The organism is Streptomyces sp. RPA4-2, from assembly GCF_012273515.2.
GTDB lineage: Bacteria > Actinomycetota > Actinomycetes > Streptomycetales > Streptomycetaceae > Streptomyces > Streptomyces kaempferi.
This window is the reverse complement of record NZ_CP050975.2, coordinates 2214907-2238728: the sequence shown is the minus strand read 5'-3', so window position 1 is coordinate 2238728 and position 23822 is coordinate 2214907. Positions and strand designations below refer to the sequence as shown.

Sequence of the window (23822 nt, the reverse complement as noted above, 5' to 3'; positions counted from 1 at the left end):
GCGGGCGTCACGTTTCCGGAGGATCAGGGGCCCGGGAATCCGGGGTTCCGGGTCCCGGGTTCCGGGACTTTGGGGCCCTGGGCCGGCAGGTCCGGAATCCGAGCCTCGAGGCCTGAGGGGATGAAGGACCCAAAAAGGGTCAAATGGGACTTGAGGGATCGACAGGACCGGGGATTCCAACGGCCGAAGCGCCCGGGAACCGGATCGCGCGAAGGCCCCCGGCTCGTGTGAGCCGGGGGCCTTCGCGTGCGGGGAGGTCGTGCGTACCGGCCCCGCCGTGTTCCGGGTCTAGCCGCCCGTGGCGGGCCGGGCCGACGCCGTGGTGGCCGCGGAGCGTGCCGCGCGGTCCGCGTGCGGCGGCCGGCGGCTGCCGGCCGGGGTGACCGGGGTGCGCTCCGAGCGGGCCAAGTGCGGTCCGGGGGCCAGGTGGACGGGTCCCCGGGCCGAGCGCGCGGCGGCCACGGTCTCGCGGGCCGGCACCTCTTCGTCCACGGGGCCGTGCTGCTTGACCAGGACGGGCGCGCCGACCGGGGCGCCGACGGGAACGTCGGCCGGAGCGGGCGCCACGCGGCCGCGACGGGAACGCCAGGCGTCGCGCAGCGTGAAGATCCCGGTCTCGGCGTGGGCGATCAGCGGCTCGCACCAGGGCAGCGCCAGCAGGATCAGCAGGCCGGCGGCCCAGCCCAGCAGTACATCGCTCAGCCAGTGCGTACCGAGGTAGACGGTGGTGAGGCCGACCCCCAGCGAGGTCACGGCGGACACCGCGGACAGCCAGCGCCGCGCGCCCGGGGTCGAGGCCAGATACGCCAGAATCCCCCAGGTCACCACGGCGTTCGCGGTATGACCCGAAGGAAATATATCGCCGCCCAGGCCCATCTCGTTCGAGCCGATCGTGATGGCGTAGTGCGGACCGAGACGGCCCATGCCGAGCTTGGCGGCGCCGACCGTGATGTTCAGCAGCAGCAGTGACGCGCCCAGCGTCAGCAGCGGGCGGAGGGTGTGCTGCCGCCACGAGCGCCAGCCGAGCCAGGCCGCCACCATCACGGCGGTGGGGCCGCGTTGGCCGAGCACCACGTAGTAGTCGAGGAACGCGTGGATCTCCGGCCACTGTTGGTACGGCCGGAAGAACATGACCTGCCAGTCGAACCGGACCAGCCATGAAGTGATCGCCACGGCCCACACGATGGCCACGTAGAAGGCCAGGGTGGCTCCGAAGAGCACGACCCTGTGCCTGCTCATCTTCGGCACATCGATGTGGGCCGGTCGTTCCGGCTCACGGTCCAGCCGGGCGAAGACCCGGTCCAGACGGGTGAGGTTTCGTTCGGTACGCACCCAATCGACGCTACAGCGAGTGAGCTGCGTTCCAGGCCGAATCACTCGCTTTGTGATGACGATGTGATGTGGGATTCCTCTCAGGGCGATGTTTATTTCTAATGATTCGCTAATCCTCGAGGGGGGTGGTCCCGTAATTCCATTGATCGGTTCTGGGCACGCTTATATGGCGCTTATTAATTCGTTCACCGAAAGCTTGACTGGAATTCTCCGGCTGCTCACCGACCGTGCGGGGGCCGGTCATGGCGGTCCGGAGCCGTTCAGCCAGAAGGCCCCGTAGACCGCCGACGCCGCGGCCACGGCGCCGAGAACCGCCGCTGACCTGGCCGTACGCAGCCTGGCCAGAGCCACCGCCAGGGGCAGCAGCAGGGGGAAGGCGGGCAGCAGAAGGCGTGGTTTCGAGCCGAAGTAGCCCGAAGCGCACAGGGCGAGTGCGGTGACGATCCCCGAGTACACCAGCAGCGGGAGGGGCTGCCCCTGTCGCACACAGCTGACGTACAGCCAGATCACCAGGGCGACCCCGGCGATCAGCCCGACACCGGCGAGGGCCGACGGGAATGACGTGAACTTGGCGCCCACGAAGCGCGCGAACGCGTATCCGCCGTCGAATCCGTTGCCCCACTGCCCCTGGATGTCGAGATAGCCCAGCGGACCCCGGCCCGTACGGTGGCCGACCCACAGGACGTATCCGGCGGCGCCGAGCGGCGCGAGGAGCATGCCGAGGGCGCGTCGCCATCGGGAGGCGCCCCGCGCGGAAGGCGTGCTCCGCTCCCGCACGAACGAGGTGATCGCCGCCACCCAGAGCGCCGCGACCACCGCCGCCCCCACCGGACGGGTCAGCCCGGCGAGCGAGGCGAGCAGGCCCGCCGTCACCCAGCGGCCGGTCAGTACCGCGTAGAGCGACCAGGCGGCCAGCGCCGTGAACAAGGACTCGCTGTACGCCATCGACTGCACGATGCCGACGGGCAGTACCGCCCAGACGAGCGCGGCGCAGACACCGGCCCGCCGTCCGTACACGTGGTCCGCGACCGCGAAGATCCCCCAGGCCGCGGCCAACGAGGCGAGCGTGCCCACCAGCAGGCCCGCGTCCGCGTACGACAAGGGGGACAGAGCCGCGACGAGCCGCTCCAGCCAGGGCAGCAGCGGGAAGAACGCGAGGTTGGAGTGCACGTCGCCGTTGGGCAGCCGGACCTGCCAGCCGTAGCCGAACGAGGCGACCCGGGTGTACCAGAGCGAGTCCCAGCGCGCCGTCAGCAGGGTGTGGGCGCTCTTGCCGTTCGCGGCACTCCACAGGAAGAGGGTGATCAGGCCCAGGGCGCGGACGCCCGCGTACCCGAGAAGGGCTGGTGCGGCGCGGCGCAGCGCGCCCGTACGGGGCGGTGTCGCGGCGGGCGTCTCAAGATCGGTCACGGGCTCGATTATCGACGGCCCGCGGAACCGGCCGGCCTCCCGGGGTAGGGGCGGACAGGCCGGGCGTGGTGTACGCCACATGCCCGGCCGGCGGAACGTGAGAGGTCCGCCACGTGGAGGGAAGGGGAACTCGCGTACGCTGGCCGCTCACTCGCCTTGGTCGTGTGCGCCCGGGAAACCGTTCCTCCCGCCGCAGCCGCAGGGAGTCCCCACCCAGCGGATCGCCGAACGCGAGGGAACATCTGGGAGGTACGTACATGTCCGGGACGACCACGGCCGACACCTGTCGCCGTCGGGAGACCGGGGCCGGTGCCAACCGCTGGGTCGTCCTTGTGGTGCTGTGCGTCAGCCTGCTCCTCGTGGCCCTCGACGCCACCGTGCTGCACGTCGCGGTCCCCGCCGTCACCGAGGACCTCAAGCCCGGCGCGATAGAGCTGCTCTGGATCGTCGACGTCTACCCGCTCGTCTGTGCCTCGCTCCTCATTCTCTTCGGCACGCTGGGCGACCGGATCGGCCGCAGACGTGTCCTCCTGCTGGGATACGCGCTGTTCGGCGTCGCCTCGGGCGTCGCCGCCCTCGCCGACAGCGCGCAGCTCCTCATCGGGGCCCGTGCCCTGCTCGGCGTGGGCGGCGCGATGATCATGCCTGCCACCCTGTCGATCCTGCGCCAGGTCTTCCCCGACCGGCGCGAGCGGGCGCTCGCGATCGGCATCTGGAGCGCGGTCGCCGCGGTCGGCGCCGCCGTAGGGCCGCTGCTGGGCGGCTTCCTGCTCGAACACTTCTGGTGGGGATCCGTATTCCTCATCAACATCCCGCTGATGCTGGTCAGCCTGCCGGTCGGACGGCTGCTGCTGCCCGAGTCGCGCGGCGAACGCAACGGACCCTGGGACGTGACCGGCGCGCTGATGGCGGCCGCCGGACTTTTCGGGCTGGTCCTCGGGGTGAAACAGCTCGGGGGGGGCGAGGCGCCCTTCGGCCCGTTCACGCTGGCGCCACTGCTCCTCGGTGCCGCGCTGATGTTCGGATTCGTACGGCGACAGCGGCGGCGCGCGTATCCGCTGGTCGATCTGCGGATGTTCTCGCGGCCCGCGTTCAGCACCTCGGTGGGATGCATCGTGCTCGCCATGCTCGCGCTGGTCGGCCTGGAGCTGATCGCCGCCCAGTACCTGCAACTGGTGCTCGGGCTCTCCCCGCTGGAGACCGGGCTGCGACTGCTGCCGCTCACCTTCGCGGCGATGGCCGCGGGGCTCGTCGGGGCCCGGATGCTGCGTCGGTTCGGGCCGCGCGTGATGGTCTGCTCCGGGTTCTGCGCCACCGCGGCCGCGGTGGTCACGCTCACCGCGATGGGCGGGAACGACAACGCGGGGCTGCTGCTCGTCGGGTTCGTGCTGCTCGGGTTCGGGCTGGAGACGACGCTCTTCGGGGCGTACGAGTCGATGCTGAGCGAGGCGCCGCCCGCGCAGGCCGGCGGGGCCGCGGCGATAGGGGAGACCTCGTACCAGTTGGGTGCCGGGATCGGCATAGCCCTCCTGGGGAGTGTGATGAACGCGGCGTACGCCCCCGGGCTGTCGTCCGTGCGGGGGGTCCCGGCGGCCGACTCGGCCGCGGCGGGGCACTCGCTGGGCGAGGCGTACGACGTGGCCGCGCGGCTGGGCGGGGCCCGCGGGGCCGCCCTGCGGCACGCGGCCCGCGACTCCTTCGTGCACGGGCTGCATGTGACCCTGCTGGTCAGCGCGGGATTGCTGGTGCTGGGAGCGGTGATGGCGCTGCGGCTGCCCCGGGTGATGGACTGCGAGGTGCCCGCGGTGACGGGCGCGGCCGAGATTCCCGCGCCCCGGGAAGCGACCGGGGCCCGGGTCTCCGCGTAGTTTCACCAGTTTTCACCGGGTCTCGCCAGGTTCCCCCGCTCGCGTGCCGGTGGGCCCTGGACGTACGGGACACCGCGTCGTAGCGTCGGCCCCGAAGCTGTTGTGACTATCACTGCTAGTTTTAGTGTGCCGGAGGTTCTGCCATGTCCGCGTCCTCGAAGCTGCCGCCCTTCGACCCCGCCGATCCGCTGGGCGTCGACGACCTGCTGGACGCGGAGGACCTCGCGATCCGCGACACGGTCCGGACCTGGGCCGCGGACCGCGTGCTGCCGTACGTCGCCGAGTGGTACGAGAAGGGGGAGCTCCCCGGAATCCGCGAGCTGGCACGGGAGCTGGGCGGGATCGGGGCGCTCGGGATGTCGCTGGAGGGCTACGGGTGCGCCGGGGCGAGCGCGGTGCAGTACGGGCTCGCCTGTCTGGAGCTGGAAGCCGCCGACTCGGGGATCCGCTCCCTCGTCTCGGTACAGGGATCGCTCGCCATGTACGCCGTCCACCGCTTCGGTTCCGAGGAGCAGAAGCAGCGCTGGCTGCCCTCGATGGCCTCCGGCGACGTCATCGGGTGCTTCGGGCTCACCGAGCCCGACCACGGCTCGGACCCCGGTGCCATGCGGACCTTCGCCAAGCGCGACGCGGGCGGCGACTGGATTCTCAACGGGCGGAAGATGTGGATCACGAACGGGTCGGTCGCCGGGGTCGCCGTCGTCTGGGCGCAGACCGACGACGGGATCAGGGGATTCGTGGTCCCCACCGACGCACCCGGGTTCTCCGCACCCGAGATCAAGCACAAGTGGTCCTTGCGGGCCAGCGTCACCAGTGAGCTGATCCTCGACGACGTGCGGCTGCCCGCCGACGCCGTACTGCCCGGGGTGCGCGGGCTCAAGGGGCCGCTCAGCTGCCTCTCACACGCGCGCTACGGGATCGTATGGGGTGCGATGGGCGCCGCGCGGGCCAGTTTCGAGGCCGCCGTCTCCTACGCGAAGACCCGGGAGCAGTTCGGCCGGCCCATCGGCGGCTTCCAGCTCACCCAGGCCAAGCTCGCCGACATGGCCGTCGAACTGCACAAGGGAATTCTGCTCGCCCACCATCTCGGCCGGCGCATGGACGCGGGACGGCTCCGTCCCGAGCAGGTCAGTTTCGGCAAGCTCAACAACGTGCGCGAGGCGATCGAGATCTGCCGGACCGCCCGGACCATTCTCGGCGCCAACGGGATCTCGCTCGAATATCCCGTGATGCGGCACGCCACGAACCTCGAATCGGTGCTCACCTACGAGGGCACCGTGGAGATGCATCAGCTGGTACTGGGCAAGGCGCTCACCGGACTCGACGCCTTCCGGTGAACCGGGCACCGCAGGGCGGGGCCGGTGAGCGGCCCTGCCTCAGCTCTGGTTGAAGAAGCCGTCCGCGGGGCGGCCGGCGGCCTCGCCGCTGACGATCTCCGTGTGGGCGGGGGTCAGCAGGAAGACCCGGGTGGCGACCCGCTCGATGGTGCCGCGCAGGCCGAAGGTCAGACCGGCCGCGAAGTCCACCACGCGCTTGGCGTCGGAGGGCTCCATGGCCGTGAGGTTGATGATGACCGGGACACCGTCCCGGAAGAGTTCACCGATGCCGCGTGCGTCCCGGAAGCTGTCCGGGGTGACCGTGCCGATCCGGCGGCCCTTCTCCTCCGCCGTCTCGGACGCGACCTTCACGCGCGGGTCGGTGACCCAGGCATCGCCGGGCTCCTGCCCCTCGGCGTAGTTGTCGTCGTCGTAGTAACGCTCGTCATCGTTGTCGTCGACGAGGCCAAGCCAGGCACTCGCCTTGCGCACCGATCCCATGGACGCCTCCTCTCACAGCGGTCTTTCTTGCTTCCGCATCCCCATGGTCGTCCATGATGCGGATGTCGCGCCAAGTGGATAGACGCCGCGCGGGGGTTTCGTGACGGTACTGGTGCACAGCGAATTCGTCGAGAGCCCGCGCCTCCCAAGGGCCGTGCCGTATACGGCTGCTGACTAAGAGTGAAATATGATTCTCGACGGCGATCGGGTGACGCGTGGGGCGTACGGGTGAACGAGGTGGTCGATACGATGCCGCAGCTCAACGTCGGACGAGTCACGGGGGAGTGTCGTGTTCGGAATCGTGAGGCCCTGCAGCCACCGGCTCGGTGAAGGGCTCAAGGCGCAGTGGATGGCGCATCTGTGCGGGCTCTGCCTCGCGTTGCGCGGGGACCACGGGCAGTTCGCTCGGATCGTCACTAATTATGACGGTCTGCTGATATCGGTTTTGACGGAGGCTCAGGTCGAGCGCGCCGACGGAGGCCGGCGTACGGCGGGCCCCTGCCCCCTGCGCGGCATGCGGACCGCGTCCGTCGCGCAGGGCGACGGCGCCCGGCTCGCCGCCGCCGTCTCGCTGGTGCTGGCCTCCGCCAAGGTGCGCGACCACGTGGCCGACGGGGACGGGCTGTTGGCCCGCAGGCCGGTGGCGCTCGCCGCTCGCCGGGTCGCCGCGAGCTGGGGGCGCGCCGGGGCCCGCACCGGGTCCGAGGTCGGCTTCGACACCGCCGTCCTGGTCGACGCCGTGGACCGGCAGATCGGCATCGAGACGCTCGCCGGGCCCGGAACGCCGCTGCTGACCGTCACCGAGCCGACCGAGTCCGCGACCGCGGCCGCCTTCGCGCACACCGCCGCCCTCGCCGGCCGGCCGGGCAACGCCGCACCGCTCGCCGAGGCCGGCCGGCTCTTCGGACGGCTCGCGCATCTGCTGGACGCCGTGGAGGACAGGGAAACTGACGCCGCGTCGGGAGCCTGGAACCCGCTGACGGCCACCGGGACGCCGCTCGCCGAGGCACGACGGCTCGCCGACGACGCGCTGCACGGGATACGGCTGGCGCTGCGCGAGGTCGCGTTCACGGACGGCAGGCTGGCGCACGTCCTGCTCGCCCACGAGCTGGCGCGTTCCGTGGACCGGGCCTTCGGGACGTCGGGGTGCGGGCACGGGGAGCACGGTGGTCCGGACGCGGCCGCAGCCTTCGGGCCACCGCGGCAGGGCGGCCCGTACGACCCGCGGCAGCCGCCGCATCCGTACGACGGGCCCAATCCCTACGCCGGTGGGGGTGCCCCCTTCGGCGGCGGGCCCTCCTTCCAGCCGTCCGGGCCCGGCAGGCGCGGCTTCTGGGCCGGGTGCGCCGCCGCGATCGGACTGTGCTGCACCTGCAAGGTGTGCTGCGCCGACGAGTTCGAGGGGCCGTGGTCCCGGCAGCGGCGCGAGGGCTGGTGCGGCAACTGCGACTGCTCCTGCTGCGACTGCTGCGAGGCCTGCGAGTGCTGTGAATGCTGCAGTTGCTGCGACTGCGGGATCTAGTGGGTGTCGTTCGGACCGGGTCGGCCGCGGCGCCGCGTGTTCCGGTTCTTCTGTTCCGGTGGTGAGCGGCGGAGTCGCGGAGGTGAGCGGGGCGACGGGCGTAGAACGCCCGTCGCGGTACGCGCGAACGTACGCATGGCGGGAGGTCTCCTGAAAGCGGGAGCGAAGGGGTACGGCGAGGGGAGGGGTGCGTGTGTGTGAAGGCCTGAGGGGGAGCGGGGAAACGCGGAGGGCGCCCGTTTCGGGCGGTCGCGCAGGAGGTCAGCTCAACAGGAAGAGGACCACACTCGACCGAAGTCGATGTGGGAGCGCGTGACCAGCCACTGCTGCGAATGCATGGTCCAAGTGGAACAGGCATCCGTTTCCGCGTCAACTGACCTGAGACGTACGGCTCACAGTGTGGACAACCTTGACAGTGAGGGGAAACGTCGCCGTACCCTCGGTGCACGGCCCTGCTGAGGGGCTCGGCCGTGCGCGCCTCGCGGCGCCCAGTGTCACCCGCGTTGACCTGTGTGAAGGCACCCGTGCTCGACTCGATGCGTCACGGAGCCTCAGCATGTCCTCGGACACCCTCACCAAGATCACCGAAGCCGTACCGGACGACACGGCGTCCCCGCGCGTCGTCCCGCGGCGCCGTCCCGGCCGGTTCCACGTCGAGAGGCACTACGCGCGCGGTGCGGAGCGCACCCGATGAGCACGCGTCCGGCGACGACGCGTCCGGCGACCGCGCAGCCGTCCGCCACGCCCCCGTCCGCCGCGCACCCCGCGACCCCGCACCCCGCGACCGTGGACTCGGCCGGCGCGCGTCCGGCCGGCACGCACCCGGGGAACACGCACGCGGGCAACGCCGTGCGTCCCGCGCTGGTGATCGTGGGCGCGGGTCCCCGCGGGACCGGGCTGCTGGAACGGATAGCCGCCAACGCGCCCGAGCTGTACGCCGGTTCGGGCCTCGACATCCACCTCGTCGACCCGTATCCGCCGGGCGGCGGCCGCATCTGGCGCGAGGAGCAGTCACCGCTGCTGTGGATGAACTCCGAGGCCCAGGACGTCACGATGTTCACCGACGAGACGGTGGACATGGCGGGGCCGGTCCTGGCAGGCCCCACGCTGCACGAGTGGGCCGCCCTCGACGGACACCTCTTCGCCGACCGGCAGCGCCAGGGCGCGTACCTGCGCTGGGTGTACGAGCGGACGGTGGCCGCCCTGCCGCCGGGCATCACGGTCCACCACCATCCGTGCCGGGCCCTGCGGATCGACGGAGGACGCGACGGGCGTCAACTGGTGTGGCTGGAGGGCCACGCGCACCCGCTCGGCGCCGACCTCGTCGTCCTCACCCTCGGCCACCTCGACGCCGAACTCGACGCCGAACAGCGGGAACTGGCCGCGTACGCCCGCGCGCACGGCCTGGTCCACCTGCCGCCGGACTTCACCGCCGACAGCGACCTGGCGGCACTGAGACCGGGCGAACCGGTTCTCGTCCGCGGTTTCGGGCTCGCCTTCGTCGACCTGATGGTGCTGCTCACCGAGGGGCGCGGCGGACGGTACGAAGGGGAGACCTACCTGCCCTCCGGACGCGAGCCCGTGCTGTACGTCGGCTCCCGGCGCGGCGTCCCCTACCACTCCAAGATCGGCTACGCCTGGACGGGTGAACGGCCGCCGCTGCCACGGTTCTTCGGGCCGGACCAGGTCGGTGAACTGCTCGCCCGGCCCGGTGGGTTCGACTTCCGGCGGGATGTGTGGCCGCTGGTCGAGAAGGAGCTGGGGTTCGCGCACTACCACCGGCTGTTCACCGCCCACCCCGAGCGCACGCGGATCGCCTGGACCGACTTCGAGGAGAAGTACGGGACCGGGGACGGCCCCGAGATCCAGGCACTGGTGGCCTCCGCCGTACCCGACCCCGCCGACCGGCTCGACCTCGCCGCGCTGGACCGCCCGCTGGACGGGGTGCGTCACACCTCGTACGAGGAACTCCAGACCGGACTGCGCGCCTACATCGAGGACGACCTGACCAGGCGTCACGACGCGTCCCACAGCGCCGACTCGGCGGTCTTCCTCGGACTGCTCTCGGTCTACGGTCAGTTGGTCAGGCTCGGTGACATCGGTTCCTGGTGGCACGGCTTCTTCAGCTTTCTCGCGTCGGGGCCGCCCGGACCGCGGCTGCGCCAGATGCGGGCCCTCTCACGGGGCGGGATCCTGCGGTTCCTGGGCGCGGACATGACCGTCACCGCCGCCGAGGGGGTTTTCCGGGCGGGCAGTGCCACCGTGCCCGGCGCGACGGTCGAGGCCCGGACTCTCGTCGAGGCGCGACTGCCGCACCCCACGGTCGAGCGGACCCGCGACACCCTGCTGCGCGAGCTGTACGCCGGAGGGGCCGCCGCCACCCCGGAGGGACTGCTCGCCGTCGACCCCGCCGACGGCAGGGTTCTGGACCGCTCCGGCGTCCCGCACCCCCGGCGCTTCGCGCTCGGCCCGCACACCGACGCCCGGGGTTCGGGCGCGTTCACCCGGCCGCGTACCGGCGGGCCGGCCTTCCGGCAGAACGACGCGACGGCGCGGGCCGCGCTGGTGTTCCTGCGCGACCTCGCCTGTCGCGCCGTCTTCTGAACCCGCCCCGCCGCAAGGCCCCTCGATGTCTTTGAGGCCCTACGTCTGTCTTCAGGCCTCCTTGTCTCTTCATGGCTGTTCGTGGATTTCGGACAGGGGAAGGTGTCATTCATATGACCGCACCGCATGGCCGGGGGCTGCTGCACCTGGCCGCCGCCGTCGATCAGCGGGGGTCCTTCGAAGCCGCCGCGTACGTCGAGCCGGCGCAACTCGCGGAGCGTGGCGCGCTCGACTTCGTGACGCTCGGCGGCCCCTTCGCGAGCCCCGGCCCCGACGCGCTCGGAGTGCTCGCCCGGCTGGCGCCCGTCACCCGCCGGATCGGTCTGGTGCCGTCCGTGTCCGGCATCCGCACCGAGGCCTGCCGCGTCCAGGAGGCGGTGGCGACCCTCGACTGGATCAGCCGCGGCCGGGCCGGCTGGCAGTCCGATGGGCCGACGGCCGGGGGCGAGAAGGAGGACGAGGATGAGGACGAGGCCCGCTTCCGGGCCGACGGGGAAGGCGACACCGGCACGGGTGACGGGGTGACCGGCGGTTTCGCCGGCCGGGACGGGCCGCACCGCGTCGACTACCGGGGCAGCACGTTCTCCGTGACGGGTCCCTCGATCGAGCCGCGGCCCCCGCAGGGCCACCCGGTCCGGGTCGTGGACGCCACCGGGAGCTCCGCCCGCAGGACCGCGGCCCGGTACGCCGACGTGGCACTCCTGCGGGTCACCGGTCCGGCGCAGGCCCGCGCCCTCAGGGCCGAACTCCGCGATGCCGCGGCCGAGTCCGGCCGCGCTCCCGACACGCTGAGAGTCCTCGGCGCGCTCACCGTCGACCTCGGTGACGGCGAACGCGCGGCCGAGCCCGGCCACGGCGGCGGCGGTCCCCGGCACACCCCGCAGGGCCTCCTGTACCGGGGCGGTCCCGTCGGCCTCGCCCGACTCATCGCCGTCTGGCACGAGTCCGAGGCCGTCGACGGCTTCCACCTGACCCCGCTCGAGCCACGCCGTGACCTGGAACGGCTCGTGAACGGAACGGTGGCGCTGCTCCAGCACCGCGGTCTGTTCCGCACCTTCTATCCGGGAAGCACGCTCAGGGAGCACCTGCGACTGGCCCGGCCCGCGAGCCGGTACGCCGTGACCGGGGGAGCGTCATGACCGTACGGACGCGCGGGGGGATCCACCTGGCGGCGCATCTGCCGGGCGGCGGAGGCCTCATCGCGCGGACCGGCTCGTACGAGGGCCCGCGGACCGGCTCCTACGAGGGCCCGCGGACCCGCTCGTACGAGGGCCCGCCGAACGATCCGTACGAGGGTCCGCGGACCGACTTCGCCTCCTTCGAACACCTCGCGCGCACCGCCGAGCGTGGCCTGTTCGACTTCCTTCTCCTCACCGAGAGCCCGCGACCGCGCGAGCACCGGGGAACGACCCATGATCCGGGCGTCGTCGGGCACCCGGAGCCGCTGACCGTTCTCCACGGGCTCGCCGCCGTCACCGGGCGGCTCGGGCTCGCCGCGGCGGTCGGCGCGGGCTCCGACGAGTCGTACGGACTCGCCCGCAGACTGGCCACGCTGGATCACCTCAGCGGCGGCCGGGCCGCCTGGGCCACGGTCACCTCCCGCGACACAGTGCCCGGCGAGGACCTCCGGCGCGACGGCGCCCCGGACCCGGCCGACCGTCGCCGAGGAGGCTCCCGTCCCACTCGGACAACGGAGGCCGCTCTCGCACGTTCCGCCGAATTCATCGAGAGGGCACGGGAGTTGTGGGAATCCTGTCCCCCGGAGGGTGTCCCGCGCGCCTCGGCCCGCCGGGGCCGGCGTGTCGACGTCGCGGGCGAGTTCGGCGTGCCGCGCTCGCCACAGGGACACCCCGTGATCATCCACGCCGACGGCTCGGGCGGGGGACGGGAGTTCGCCGCGTCCACCGCGGAGGTCGTCATCACGCGGCACCGGACACCGCAGGCGGGCCGGGAGTTCCGCGCGGACATGGAGAGGCGGCTCGCGACGTACGGGCGCGCGCCCGGCGACCTGAAGATCATGCCCGCGGTGACCGTGGTGCTCGGCGACACCACCGCCGAGGCGAGGGAACGGGCCGCCGACATCCGCCGTCAAGGGATTTCAGAGGGAGACCTGACCGTCGCGCCGCAGGAGATCCGGGGCGCCGGCCTCTCCTCGTACGACCCCGACGGCCCTCTTCCCGAGGCGTACGGACCGCCCTCGTACGTCGGCACCCCGGAGGCGGTCGCCGCCGAGCTGGACGCGTTCGTGACCGCCGGCGCCGCCGACGGCTTCGTCCTCGTCCCCCGTCCGGCCCCCGGTGGACTCGACGAGTTCGTCGACCGGGTGGTCCCGCTGCTCCAGGAGCGGGGCGCCTTCCGCACGGAATACACGGGTACGACGCTGCGCTCACACCTCGGGTCGGCGCGGCCGCTGTGGAAAGGTTGATCACATGACGACGGACGCATCCGAGGACTGGAAGCAGTGGCACGAGCACCGCATCGAGACGGTGTCCGCGCCCTACGGCCCGCTCGCGCTCACCGGCACGTACTGGCTGGAGGATGATCCGGACGGGCGACTTCCGGACATCCCCGGGCGGTGGACCGCCGAGGAGGAGGGCGTCGTGCTGACGGCCGCGCCCGAGGACGGTCTCAGCGTGGACGGCGCGCCCTTCACCGGCGAGGTCCGGCTGGTGGCGGACGTGGGCCCGGCGGCCGGGGCCCGCGTCGGGACCGGTGAGCGCCGCCTCGCCGTCCTGGTGCGCGAAGAAGTCTGGGGCGTACGCGACTTCGACCCCGCCGCTTCGACGCGGACGGCGTTCAAGGGCATCGAGGCGACGCCGTACGATCCACGCTGGTCGGTGCCGGGGCACTTCACGCCGTACGGCGAGAGGCGCACCGTACGGGTGGAGAACGCGGACGGGCAGACCCGCGGACTCGAACTCGGCGGCATCCTCGCCTTCACCCTGGACGGCGCGGATCTCACGCTCCAGGTGTCGGTCGAGAGCGACGGCTCGCTGTGGGCCGTGTTCGCCGACGCCACCAGCGGGGACAGTAGTCATCGCTTCCGGTTCCTGCGCCCGGCGGCGCCCGACGCCGAGGGGCGCACGACCGTGGATTTCAACCGCGCCGTGCTTCCGCCGTGCGCATTCGCCGACCACTTCGTCTGCCCCTTCCCCCCTCCCGGGAATACGCTGGGCGCGGCCGTCGCGGCGGGGGAGCGCACGCTGAGCTGAGCGGGGGAGCGGGGGATGGGGGAGCGGGTGCGCGAGAGCGGGCAGCGCCCCGGTCCGCACGGATTCCGCACCGTCGTGCCGGGGAGATCAACACCCCCTGGTCGTACGCAAGTTGAACGCTGCACGGCCGAAAGGCGCCCTTGCGCCGGTCGGCCGTGCGGCCGAATACTCCCCCACAGCGCTTGTCAGGGGCACGGCTTGTCCGGAATCCGGACGAGCGACTCCCGGCTGCGCCTCACGGGCCCCGACCCCACGCGGGCCCCCTACTTCCCTCGGGAGGAACGAAAAGTGAGGATCAAGCGCACCACCCCCACTCCTCGCAGCGGCATAGCGAGACGCGTCAAACTGATCGCCGTGACCACCGGACTCGTGGCCGCGGCGGCGTTCGCCGCCCCCACCGCGAACGCGGCCGATGTCCACACGTTCAGCGCCACCCAGCTGAGCACGGTGAACAAGTCGGTTCTCAACTCCGATGTCGCGGGCACCGCCTGGGCGGTCGACGCCAAGACGAACCGTGTCGTCGTCACCGTCGACAGCACGGTCTCCCAGACCGAGATCGCGAAGATCAAGAAGGACGCGGGCGGCGACTCCGCCGCCCTCACGATCAAGCACACCCCGGGCAAGTTCAAGAAGCTGATCACCGGCGGCGACGCCATCTACGGCGGTTCCTACCGCTGTTCGCTCGGTTTCAACGTGCACAGCGGGAGCACCTACTACTTCCTGACCGCGGGCCACTGCGGTGAGGTCGCCTCCACCTGGTACTCCAACTCCGGTCACACCACCACGCTGGGCACGAACGTCGGCTACAGCTTCCCGACCAACGACTTCGCACTGGTCCGCTACACCAACTCCTCGGTCGCCCACCCGAGCGCGGTCGGCAGCCAGACCATCACCAGCGCGGCCACGCCCAGCGTGGGCACGACCGTCTACCGCCGTGGCTCGACCACCGGCACGCACAGCGGCCGCGTCACCGCGCTGAACGCGACGGTCAACTACGGCGGCGGCGACGTGGTGTACCAGATGATCCAGACCACCGTCTGCGCCGAGGGCGGCGACAGCGGCGGTCCGCTCTACGGGGGTTCCGTCGCCTACGGTCTGACCTCCGGCGGCAGTGGCAACTGCTCCTCCGGCGGTACGACCTTCTTCCAGCCGGTCACCGAGGCGCTGAGCTACTACGGCGTGAGCGTCGGCTGACCGACTGATTCCCCCCACAGCACCACTCCCCCCACGGCACATCCCCCACAGTGCCCCGCACGGCCAGACCTGCAGCCAGCAGAAGGCGAGCCCCCGTACGCAACCGGCGTGCGGGGGCTCGCCCTTGTTCAGGTGCCGGGGTTACCGTCGAAGTGAACCCGTGAGGCAGGCCCGACAAGGGTCTGGCACACGCCTGATGCGCCACGTCGGACCCTGGGGGGCCGTGATGGTCGAGGAACTGGTGGTGGCGGGAGTCTCCGTCGCGGCGGTGGGCCTGGTCTATGTGATGGCCGGGGCCCGCGTGGTCAAACAGTACGAACGCGGAGTGGTGTTGCGCCTGGGCCGGCTGCGCTCGGAGGCGCGTGGACCCGGGTTCACGATGGTCGTGCCCTTCGTGGACAAGCTGCGCAAGGTCAACATGCAGATCGTCACGATGCCGGTGCCCGCGCAGGACGGCATCACCCGGGACAACGTCACGGTGCGTGTGGACGCGGTCATCTACTTCAAGGTGGTGGACGCGGCCGACGCGGTCATCCAGGTCGAGGACTACCGCTTCGCGGTCTCGCAGATGGCGCAGACGTCACTGCGCTCGATCATCGGCAAGAGCGACCTCGACGATCTGCTGTCCAACCGCGAGAAGCTCAACCAGGGCCTGGAGCTGATGATCGACAGCCCGGCCATGGGCTGGGGCGTGCAGATCGACCGGGTGGAGATCAAGGACGTCTCGCTGCCGGAGACCATGAAGCGGTCGATGGCCCGGCAGGCGGAGGCGGACCGTGAGCGGCGGGCCCGGGTCATCAACGCGGACGCGGAACTGCAGGCGTCGAAGAAGCTGGCGGAGGCCGCCGGGGTGATGTCCGAGCAGCCGGCCGCGTTGCAGCTGAGGCTGCTGCAGACGGTGGTGGCGGTGGCGGCGGAGAAGAACTCCACGCTCGTCCTGCCCTTCCCCGTCGAACTGCTGCGGTTCCTGGAGCGGGCCCAGCAGCCGGCCGCGCCGGCGGCACCGGCATCGGTACCGGTCGTGCCGGCACCCGAACCGGCGGCCCCGGCACCCGAACCGGCGGCCCCGGCACCGGAACCCGCCCCGGTTCCGGTCGCACCGGCATCGGCGTCGCGACCGGAACCGATCGCGGGAGAGCCGGTCGCACCGGAGCCGAGCGCAGGCAAGCCGATCGCACCGGAACCGATCCCAGGCAAGCCGATCGCGCCGGAACCGGCACCTCCAGCCACCCCGCAATCGGTGCGGGAGCAACCGTCGCTTCCCGAAACCCCCTTGGGGCAGAGTCCCGATGGGGCGAAATCAAGACAGGACTAGACCTCACAGGCCGCATGTCGACCACTCGCACACAGTATTTGCAGTGGGAACTCGCGTGCTATGACCACGTACGGTCAAGGTGCGCGGGGCGCAGGCCCGTTGCCGTACGCGCGTCCTGAAGTCGACCTTGTGTGCTCCCTGTGCGTCTCGGAATAGTGGGCGGCGAACAACGGGCATGGACACGGCATTTTGCTGTGAGCCGGGTGTGTGTCCGTACGCCTTCCGGTCCCGGAGGTCCCCACAACCTCCCTGACCGACCCCCCACAGGAGGACGTGAGTTGAAGCACCGACGCATACCCGCGAGGCGTGCTGTCATGGCGGGTGCGGGCATCGCCGCACTCGTCGCCGCCGGAGCCACTTTCCAGACTGCGAACGCGAGCGAGACGCCGAAGGCCCCCACGCCGCACACGCTGTCGATCGCGGCGGCCGGAAAGCTCGCCTCGACCCTCGGCGAGGACCTCGGCGCCGACGCGGCGGGAACGTATTACGACGCGAAGTCCCGGCACCTCGTCGTCAACGTGCTGGACGAGACCGCGGCCAAGGCCGTGGCGTCGGCCGGCGCCAGGGCCAGAGTCGTCCAGAACTCCCTCGCCGAGCTGAGGAGCGCCCGTACGACGCTCAAGAGCGACGCGACCATCCCGGGCACGTCCTGGGCGACCGACCCGCAGACCAACAAGGTCGTCGTCACCGCGGACCGGACGGTCTCCAAGACCCAATGGGCCAAGCTGGCCAAGGTCGTCGACTCACTCGGCTCCAAGGCCGAACTCCAGCGGACGAAGGGGGAGTTCAAGCCCTTCATCGCGGGCGGTGACGCCATCAGCGGCTCCGGCGGCCGCTGCTCGCTCGGCTTCAACGTGGTGAAGGGCGGCCAGCCGTACTTCATCACCGCCGGACACTGCACCGAGGCGATCTCCACCTGGTCGGACTCCAGCGGCAACCAGATCGGCACGAACGAGCAGTCCAGCTTCCCGGACAACGACTTCGGACTGGTCAAGTACACCGGGAGCACCGAGCACCCGAGCGCGGTGGACCTCTACAACGGTTCCTCACAGCCCATCACCAAGGCGGCCGAGGCGACCGTCGGCGAGAAGGTCACGCGCAGCGGCTCGACGACCCAGGTGCACAGCGGCACGGTCACCGGCCTGGACGCCACCGTGAACTACGGCAACGGGGACGTCGTCAACGGGCTCATCCAGACCGATGTCTGCGCCGAGCCCGGTGACAGCGGCGGTTCGCTCTTCGACGGCGACAGCGCCATCGGCCTCACCTCCGGCGGCAGCGGCGACTGCACCTCGGGCGGTGAGACCTTCTTCCAGCCGGTCACCGAGGCACTCTCGGCGTTCGGCGCCCAGATCGGCTGACCGCTCGCCCGCTTCTCCGGCAGAGGTCCCGTCCCCGCACCCGCGGGGACGGGACCTCTGCCGTTTGTGCCCCCACGACGAGCAGGGCTGTCTCGTCGAGCCCGGGGGCGACCTCGGTATCGGCACCGCCCGCTTCCTCGAGCCGCGCCCCGCCCGCGCGGGACCGCCGCCGACGGGGACCGCGACCATCGCGGCCGCCGCGCTCACCGTGACCGGCCTGACCCGGCATGTCACGGAGAGTGACCTCCGTGCTGCGCGCCGTCGCCGTCCGCCGGTCTCGGGCCACTGGGTGGCGGCGGTGCGGAGTGTGCCGCGGGGTGTTTTTCCCCAACTGCGCTTCCCCGCTGGGGAGGTGGCGGGATGGCACCTGCTCCGGTCGCTGCTCCACTCGCCAAAGAATCGCTGATGTGTTCGAATCTAATCGCTGACCGGGGCTGATGGGGTTAGAGTAATCGAACGAGCGTGCGATGAACGTATCGGGCGTATGGCTGAAAAGGGGGTAGGAGTGAGGGAGGTGCGGCATGGCGGGCTTCGCCCATCTGCACGTCGCGTCCGGTTACTCCATCCGCTACGGCGCCGCCCATCCCGAGCAGCTCGTCCGGCGGGCGGCCGAGCGAGGCATGACGACGCTCGCGCTCACCGACCGGGACACGGTCACCGGGGCCGTCCGGTTCGCTCGGGCGTGCGCCGAAGTGGGGGTGCGGCCGGTCTTCGGTGTCGACCTCGCGGTGGAGGCCCTGGGGCCCCCGCCGCCGGCCCAGCGCCGTCGCACGCCGGCGCGCGGCGGCGTGCACGTCGTCGAGCCGCCCCTGCGGTTCACGCTGCTCGCGCGGAACCGGGCGGGATGGGCGCGGCTGTGCCGCATCACGTCGGCCGCCCATGCCGGTGCCGTGTCCGGTACGCCGCCGGTGGTGCCGTGGGAGGCGCTGCGCGAGTACGGCGGCCCCGGGCTGACGGTGTTGCTCGGGCCGCTCTCGGAGCCGGTCCGGGCGCTGTCGGTGGGCCGGGAGGACGTCGCGATGAAGCTGCTGGCGCCCTGGACGGAGATCTTCGGGAGGGAGGTCCGGTTGGAAGTCGTTGCGCAGAAACGTTTCGGCACAGGCCCGGGATCCCTGCGGCTGGCCGCCCGCACCCTCACCCTGGCCGACCGCACCCGCACCACCGCCGTGCTCTCCAACGCCGTCCGCTACGCCGACCCCGACCAGCACCGCCTCGCCGACGTCCTGGACGCGGCCCGGCTGTTGCGGCCGATCGACCGGCGCCGCCTGGACAGCGGGCAACGCTGGCTGAAGGACGAGCAGGCGATGGCGGTCGTCGCGCGCATGGTCGCCGAATGCGCCGGAGCGGACGTCAGGCGGGCCCGTCGGCTGATGGCGGACACCGCCGACACGGCGGCCGCGTGCACCGTCGATCCCCGAGCGGACCTCGGGCTGGGCGTCGCGCACTTCCCGGAACCCTCGGTCTTCGGCGCCGAGCCCGTCGCACGAGGAGCCGCGGAACTGCTGCGCAGGCAGTGCGAGGCCGGCTTGGCCCGGCGGGGCCTCGACCACGACCGTGCGGTGCTCGGCCGGCTGGACGAGGAGCTCGACGTGATCTCCGAGCTGAACTACGACTCGTACTTCCTCGCCGTCGGCCAGGTCGTGGCCGACATCCGGGCCAAGGGCATCCGGGTCGCGGCCCGCGGCTCGGGCGCCGGGTCGATGGTCTGTCACGCGCTGGATATCGCGACGGCCAATCCGCTCGACCACCGCCTGCTGTTCGAACGTTTCCTCAGCGTGCGCCGCGCCTCGCTGCCCGACATCGACATCGACGTGGAGTCCGCCCGTCGGCTGGAGTGCTACGACGTGATCTTCGACCGGTTCGGCAAGGAACGGGTGGCGGTCACCGCCATGCCCGAGACCTACCGGGCACGCCGTGCCCTGCGGGACACCGGCCTCGCCCTCGGCATCGCGCCCGCGGACGTCGACCGGATCGCCAAGAGCTTCCCGCACCTGCGGGCCGCGGACATCACCGGCGCGCTCGCCGAACTGCCCGAACTGCGTCGGCTGGCGGCCGAGGCGCACCGCTACGGGCCGCTGTGGGAGCTCGCGGAAGGCCTCGACTCCCTGGTCCACGGCATGGCCATGCACCCCTGCGGCGTGGTCATCAGCGACGCGACGCTCCTGGACCGCCTGCCCGTACAGCCCACCCCTCAGGGCGACTACCCGATGGCGATGGCGGCGAAGGAGGAGATCGAAGCGCTGGGCAACATCAAACTCGACGTCCTGGGCGTACGGATGCAGTCCGCGATGGCCCACGCCGTCACCGAGATCAAACGGGTGACCGGCAACCACATCGACCTGGACGACCCCGAGCAGGTGCCGCTCGACGACGTCTTCGCGTTCAAGCTCATCCAGGAGAGCCAGACGCTGGGGCTGTTCCAGCTCGAGTCACCCGGCCAGCAGGACCTTCTGTCCCGGCTGCAGCCCCGCGATCCGCAGGACGTCATCGCCGACATCAGTCTCTTCCGTCCCGGACCGGTCGCCGGCGGTATGCCCGAGCGGTACATCGCCGCCCGCCACGGCGGCTCGCCGGCCTACGCCCACCCGGACCTGGAGCCGGTGCTCGCCGACACCTACGGCGTGACCATCTGGCACGAGCAGATCATCGAGACGGTGCATGTGATGACCGGCTGCGATCGCGCGATGGCCGAGATCGCCCGGCGTGCGCTCGGCGACAAGGAGCGGCTGCCGAAGATCAAGGACTGGTTCCACGGTCTGGCACGCGCACGTGGGTACAGTGCGGCGGTCCGGGACGAGGTCTGGAAGACCGTCGAGGCCTTCGGCGCGTACGGCTTCTGCCGCGCCCACGCGGTCGCCTTCGCCGTACCGGCCCTGCAGAGTGCCTGGCTCAAGGCGCACTATCCGGCGTTCCTGCTGGCCGGCCTGCTCGAACACGACCCCGGCATGTGGCCCAAGCGTGTCCTGGTCTCCGACGCCCGCCGCCGCGGCGTGCCGCTGCTGCCCGTCGACGTCAACCGCTCCCAGGTGAAGCACACCGTGGAGAAGATCGACGGAGAGCAGTGGGGCGTGCGGCTCGCGCTGTCCGCGGTGCACGGCATCAGCGAGGACGAGTGCGCGCGGATCGAGGGGGGCCGGCCGTACGGATCCCTGTCGGACTTCTGGCAGCGGGGCCGTCCCGGCAGACCCGTCGCCGAACGCCTCGCCGAGATCGGCGCCCTGAACTCCCTGCACGACGGCCGCCTCACGCGCCGCGACCTGCTGCTGCAGATCGCCGAGTTGCACCGGCAGTCCCGCAACCGGACCGCGGCCTCGGGCCAACTGCCTCTCGACACGGGCGCGGTCGGGGGAGCCGAGCCGAGTGGTCTGCCGGAGATGACCGGCCGAGAGGCTCTGAGCGCCGAGTTGAGCACGCTCGGCATCGACGTGTCCAAGCACCTGATGGAGCATCATCACCGGCTGCTGCGGGAGATCGGCGCGACCGACGCGGCGCACCTGGCCGGACTGCGCGCCGGTCAGCAGGTGCTGGTCGCCGGTGTGCGGGCCTCGACCCAGACCCCGCCGATCGCCAGCGGCAAGCGCGTCATCTTCGTCACCCTGGAGGACGGCTCCGGCCTGGTCGACCTGGCGTTCTTCGAGGACTCCCACCCGGCCTGCGCGTACACCGTCTTCCACAGCGGGCTGCTGCTGGTGCGCGGCACGGTCCAGGTGCGCGGCACCCGCCGTACCGTCGTCGGCACCATGGCCTGGGACCTGGACGAGATCGCCGCCGCCCGCCGCGACAACGGCCCCGAGGCCGCCCTCGCCCTCCTCGGCGCCGACCACCCGCACCCGACCCCGGCCCAGCCGGCCGCGGGACGGTCGCACCCCGCGCCCGCCCAGCCGCGGCGCACCCTGGCCAACGGCACCACGGGCGCTCGGCTGCACCCGTACGCCGACCTGCAGCCCGCCGGCACCCGCTCGGCCGACCTGAAGAAGTTCGGCCACCGAAGCCCGGGGAGCGCGGGATGACCATCCGTCAGCGGCACATCGCCCACCTCCACCTGCACGCGGCACTGACCGAGGCTCAGTACGGCGACGTAATCGAACTGATGTCCGGTATCACGCCGCACGTCCAGGCCGTGCCGCCCGACGCCGTCCAGCTCGACCTGACATCGGCGCTGCGGTACTTCGATCTGTCTCCGTACGACATGGTCCAGACGGCGAAGATCAGACTGAAGGCCCTCTACGACATCGACAGCAGTGCCGGGCTCGCGAACAACCGCATGCTGGCGGCCATGGCGGCCGACGCGTCCGCGCCGGGCGAGACCACCTGGGTTCCCCTCGCTGACGTGGCCGACTGGCTGTATCCCCGGCCGGTCACCGCTCTTCCCGGAATCGGCCGCACCACCGCGGAGACGCTCCGCAGGTACGGGCTGCACACCATCGGCCAGATCGTCGACCTGCCGGCGGGGACCCTGCAGCGACTTCTCGGCGCGGGCCCCGCCCGGCTGCTGGCGGAGCGCGCCCGCGGCCGCGACCCCCGGCCGGTCACCCCCTCGGAACCGGCAGCGCATCTGCTGGCCGACCTCGTGCTGGAGCGGGACTCCCTCGATCCTGCCCAGCATCACCGCGCGGTGCTGGGGCTCGCCGACCGGATCGGCCAACGCCTGCGCGGTGAGAGTCAGGTCGCCGACCGGCTCACTCTCACGGTGCGGTACGCCGACCGCAGTGCCACCACGCGCACGCGTGCGCTGCCGGAACCCACCAACCATTCACCCGCCCTCGCCGCAACAGCCCTGGGGCTGTTGACCTCCCTCGGGCTGCAGCGCGCAAGGGTCCGCGCCTTCGCGATCCGTGCCGACGGGCTGCGGCCGTCCGACGGCGCCTGCCGGCAGCTCTCCCTGGACCCCGGCGATGCCCGCGCCCGCGCAGCCGAAGCCGCCGCGGACCGCGCCCGTCGACGCTTCGGGCCAGAGGCTGTACGGCCGGCGGCTCTGGCGAACTGACCGCTTGCGCCAAGAACCCGATGAACTCGGCGGTATGTCACTGAGCGTTTTTCAACTTCGGCCCGAGTGCCCAGGAGCGCTGGTCCTGAAAGGGTGGCCGTGGCTGGTTCGCCGGGCGTGGGAGCGCTGGGCAGCCCCCGTCCCGCTCCTTCCTCCCGGCCGCAGTCCTATATTGGTCCGGGTAACGTCGGTGCCTGCCGGGGGGATTGAGCACTCTTGCGACGATCGGGTGGAACGCGTCGAGCGGCCGTGTTGCTCTGCGCCGTTGCCGTGCTGTTCCTCGGCGCGTGCGGGACACAGGTGGCCGGTCAGGGGGACGGGAGGTCACCCTCGTCGACGGTGACCGGGCCGATCCCATGGACCACGATGCAGCCTTCCACGGTCACCGGGGTCCACCTCGGCGGGGACCGGCGCACGCTGTTCCTCGACACGCAGGTGCCCAGTGGCGCCCGTGCGTGCGTGCGCAAGCTCGAGGCAGTGCTCACCGACCCGATGACGGACCTCGTGCGGGTGCAGGTCACCTTCACCTCGCCGTCCGGGGACAGGGCTTCCGGATGCACCGAAGAGAGCACGGCCACGGCGGAGGTCACGCTGCCCGAGCCGCTGGGCGACCGGGACGTGATCGTCGACCACTACACCCGCTTCACCGCCGAGGGTGCCAAGCCGCCCGCGCTGCGGTTGTGCGGAAAGCTGGGCTGCACACCGCCGGCCACCGGCTGCACCGCCGCCTCCTACGATCAGGCGTTGATGGCGGTCGGCGCGCCCGAGCACACGTACCGGGACTCGGAGAAGTGCGACGGGAAGTGGCTGGTGCTGGACTTCTCCTGGCGCACGGGACCGGCCTGCGGCGACTCGACGGACCCCGCCTGCTCGTCCCGGCTGGGTGACCGCTGGTTCTTCCGGGCGAAGAAATCGGGCTGGGAGCCGATCATCCGGACCTCGGCCGGAGGCTGCCGGGACGTGCGGCGCGAGGAGCCCGCCTTCCCGTCCTCGCTGTGCGAGTCGCTGGCTCCGCTGTCCCCTTCGCTGCACCCGAATTATCGTCCGCCGTCCGCCTCTCCAACGACCGGCGTGGGTTCCACCGCGACGGCCAACCCATGACCACGGACCGCTGCGGCCTGTTCTGACCGTCTCATGGGCTGCGCGTTGATTTCGAGGGTCTCGCCCGCGCGGCCTTCTCCTCGGCCGAGAACCTGGAGA

The 23822-nt window shown here is 71.6% G+C and carries 17 protein-coding genes; 14 read left to right on the top strand and 3 right to left on the bottom strand.

Going from position 1 to position 23822, the window contains the following annotated elements; translation table 11 throughout:
* Positions 1-288 precede the first annotated feature (288 nt).
* Both HEP85_RS09475 and HEP85_RS09470 read right to left on the bottom strand, forming a co-directional pair.
* The gene (locus HEP85_RS09475) at positions 289-1332 is read right to left on the bottom strand and encodes a phosphatase PAP2 family protein (protein WP_329286763.1); all 1044 of its coding nucleotides are present in this window, start codon (positions 1330-1332) and stop codon (positions 289-291) included.
* 240 nt (positions 1333-1572) lie between these two features.
* Positions 1573-2742, bottom strand: coding sequence for a glycosyltransferase family 39 protein (locus tag HEP85_RS09470; RefSeq protein ID WP_248001880.1), 1170 nt, complete (start codon positions 2740-2742; stop codon positions 1573-1575).
* 257 nt (positions 2743-2999) lie between these two features.
* Between HEP85_RS09470 and HEP85_RS09465 the strand changes: the two genes are divergently transcribed.
* Positions 3000-4610: an MFS transporter gene (locus HEP85_RS09465; RefSeq protein ID WP_168527386.1), complete on the top strand. Its 1611-nt coding sequence runs from the start codon at positions 3000-3002 to the stop codon at positions 4608-4610.
* A gap of 143 nt (positions 4611-4753) precedes the next feature.
* Complete coding sequence (locus HEP85_RS09460; protein WP_168527385.1) at positions 4754-5947, top strand: acyl-CoA dehydrogenase family protein; 1194 nt, start codon at positions 4754-4756, stop codon at positions 5945-5947.
* Positions 5948-5986: 39 nt separating this feature from the next.
* On the opposite strand, the gene HEP85_RS09455 is transcribed toward HEP85_RS09460, so the two are convergent.
* Complete coding sequence (locus HEP85_RS09455; RefSeq protein WP_168527384.1) at positions 5987-6427, bottom strand: cell division protein SepF; 441 nt, start codon at positions 6425-6427, stop codon at positions 5987-5989.
* Positions 6428-6716: 289 nt separating this feature from the next.
* On the opposite strand from HEP85_RS09455, the gene HEP85_RS09450 reads away from it, so the two are divergent.
* From HEP85_RS09450 to HEP85_RS09395, 12 genes are all read left to right on the top strand, one after another.
* A complete protein-coding gene (locus tag HEP85_RS09450; protein WP_356015640.1) occupies positions 6717-7949 on the top strand; it encodes a DUF5685 family protein in 1233 nt (410 codons plus the stop codon).
* Between the two features lie 556 nt (positions 7950-8505).
* Positions 8506-8643: a hypothetical protein gene (locus tag HEP85_RS09445; RefSeq protein WP_168527383.1), complete on the top strand. Its 138-nt coding sequence runs from the start codon at positions 8506-8508 to the stop codon at positions 8641-8643.
* 155 nt (positions 8644-8798) lie between these two features.
* A complete protein-coding gene (locus HEP85_RS09440; protein ID WP_329294763.1) occupies positions 8799-10553 on the top strand; it encodes an FAD/NAD(P)-binding protein in 1755 nt (584 codons plus the stop codon).
* Between the two features lie 113 nt (positions 10554-10666).
* Positions 10667-11692: an LLM class flavin-dependent oxidoreductase gene (locus HEP85_RS09435; RefSeq protein ID WP_168527382.1), complete on the top strand. Its 1026-nt coding sequence runs from the start codon at positions 10667-10669 to the stop codon at positions 11690-11692.
* A complete protein-coding gene (locus tag HEP85_RS09430) occupies positions 11689-12978 on the top strand; it encodes an LLM class flavin-dependent oxidoreductase (protein WP_369657662.1) in 1290 nt (429 codons plus the stop codon). Before HEP85_RS09435 ends, HEP85_RS09430 begins: the two co-directional genes overlap by 4 nt.
* Positions 12979-12982: 4 nt before the next feature.
* The gene (locus HEP85_RS09425; RefSeq protein WP_168527380.1) at positions 12983-13765 is read left to right on the top strand and encodes a DUF1684 domain-containing protein; all 783 of its coding nucleotides are present in this window, start codon (positions 12983-12985) and stop codon (positions 13763-13765) included.
* Between the two features lie 288 nt (positions 13766-14053).
* Positions 14054-14959, top strand: a complete 906-nt coding sequence (locus HEP85_RS09420; protein WP_168527379.1) for a S1 family peptidase — start codon at positions 14054-14056, stop codon at positions 14957-14959.
* A 226-nt stretch (positions 14960-15185) separates the two neighbouring features.
* Complete coding sequence (locus HEP85_RS09415) at positions 15186-16274, top strand: slipin family protein (RefSeq protein ID WP_369658114.1); 1089 nt, start codon at positions 15186-15188, stop codon at positions 16272-16274.
* 278 nt (positions 16275-16552) lie between these two features.
* Complete coding sequence (locus HEP85_RS09410; RefSeq protein WP_168527378.1) at positions 16553-17635, top strand: S1 family peptidase; 1083 nt, start codon at positions 16553-16555, stop codon at positions 17633-17635.
* Between the two features lie 521 nt (positions 17636-18156).
* A complete protein-coding gene (locus HEP85_RS09405; RefSeq protein WP_369657661.1) occupies positions 18157-21645 on the top strand; it encodes a DNA polymerase III subunit alpha in 3489 nt (1162 codons plus the stop codon).
* Complete coding sequence (locus HEP85_RS09400) at positions 21642-22622, top strand: ImpB/MucB/SamB family protein (protein ID WP_168527377.1); 981 nt, start codon at positions 21642-21644, stop codon at positions 22620-22622. The genes HEP85_RS09405 and HEP85_RS09400 overlap by 4 nt, the downstream gene beginning before the upstream one ends.
* Before the next feature lie 366 nt (positions 22623-22988).
* Complete coding sequence (locus HEP85_RS09395; RefSeq protein WP_248001878.1) at positions 22989-23723, top strand: hypothetical protein; 735 nt, start codon at positions 22989-22991, stop codon at positions 23721-23723.
* The last annotated feature ends 99 nt before the right edge of the window (positions 23724-23822 follow it).